Here is a 1,158-nt window from a genome sequence, read left to right as displayed (position 1 = left end):
CCCTGGAACTGCGTGATGCCGCCGCCGCCGAACTCGCCGAGGCCGAGGCCGCCGTCACCCTCGCCCGCTCCGATACCGCCGCCGCCCTGCGCGAGTGGTGGAACACTCACCGCGATGTCTACGGCCCGGTGCGGGAGGGCCTGGTCGAAGCCCTCGAACACGCCCTCACCAGCACCGGCACCGAACCCACCCCCGCACCCGCACCCGCTGCCGGCGGCCGGAAGCCGCGCAAGAAGTCGACCGCCGGGTCCGAACAGTCGGCGCACGCGTCCGGATCCGCCGCCACCGAGCTCCGGCAGTCCGCGCCGGGGCCGCGGGGTGCGCCGGGGACGCGGGGTGGGCAACCACAGCACGGTCTCGACGGCGACGCCACGCCCACCGCCGACATCGGCCCCACCGACACCCCGTCCGCCACCGGCACACCCGCCGCCGATTCCGGCACCGAATTCCTCACCCCGGCAGAGGTTCTCGCCGAGCGCACCGAACCGCTCACCGAGGACATCCGCGCCCGCCGCCTGCACGCCCGCACCCGGGCCGACCAGTCCACGGCCCAGCTCGCCGAGCTGCGCGCCGAACAGCAGCGCATCGCGGCCGAACGCGACGACGCCCCACCACCGTTCGCGGCCCGCACCGCCGATCGCGACGCCCGCCCCGGCGCACCCCTGTGGCGACTGGTCCGCTTCGCCCCGCACCTCACCCCCGCGTCCGCGGCCGGTGTCGAGGCCGCCCTGCAGGCCGCGAACCTCCTGGACGCCTGGGTGAACCCGAGTTCCGACATCCCGGCGCACGACTCCGAGCAGTTCCTGCTCCCCCTTCCTCCGGCCGACCGCCCCACCGGCCCCACCCTGGCCGACGTCCTGGAGGTCGAGGACGACACCTTCGGCGTCCCCCGCACCACGGTCGCCGACATCCTCGCCTCGATCGCCCTGCACGAGAGCGCCACCACCACGCCCCCGAACGCCGGTACGGAGGCCGGTGCCGCGTCCGGGTCGGACAGCGCGCAGGCCCGTGCCGCGTCCGGGGCGGACGGTGCCCGCGCCGCCGACCCGGCATCGCTGGCCGCCGTCGCCGCACACCCGCGCCTCACGGTGACCACCGGCGGCCACTTCCGCCAGGGCATCCAGCTGGGCCGCCACACCAAGTCCGACGCCGAATTCA

Annotated in this window: 1 pseudogene; it reads left to right on the top strand. The window is 76.1% G+C overall.

The features are described 5' to 3' along the window. A pseudogene (locus QK444_RS36405) lies at nucleotides 1-1,158 on the top strand (hypothetical protein); the annotation flags it as partial.

It is taken from the genome of Nocardia sp. CC201C, assembly GCF_030010695.1.
Taxonomy (GTDB): Bacteria; Actinomycetota; Actinomycetes; order Mycobacteriales; family Mycobacteriaceae; genus Nocardia; species Nocardia otitidiscaviarum.
This window is presented reverse-complemented; position numbering and strand designations above follow the sequence as displayed.